Source organism: Bacillus sp. AFS017336 (genome assembly GCF_002555445.1).
In the GTDB taxonomy this organism is placed as follows: Bacteria; Bacillota; Bacilli; order Bacillales; family Bacillaceae_G; genus Gottfriedia.
Window position 1 is genome coordinate 1 of the sequence record NZ_NUCO01000102.1, and the last position, 237, is coordinate 237.

Below are 237 nucleotides of genomic sequence, written 5' to 3' on the forward strand. Positions count from 1 at the left end.
TGGTGCCATCCATCCAGACCTTTTCGCCCGGGTAGTTCTGGATGGTCAGCTTGTCCTTGCCGTAGGGAACCTTGGCGCTCTGGTGGTAGGTGCCTGCACGCAGCACGATGGTCTGGCCATCGGCCGCGGCGTCAATGGCCTTCTGCAGCGAGGTGTAGGGGTTCGACTTGGTGCCCGACTGCGCGCCCGAGGACGACGGGGCAACGTAGATGGCGTTGGCCGGGACGGCGTAGGAAG

Annotated in this window: 1 protein-coding gene; it reads right to left on the reverse strand. The window is 64.6% G+C overall.

The window, feature by feature from the left end:
- Positions 1–237: DUF1565 domain-containing protein (locus CN601_RS26645; protein WP_142317414.1), on the reverse strand; the 237-nt coding region annotated here is incomplete at both ends.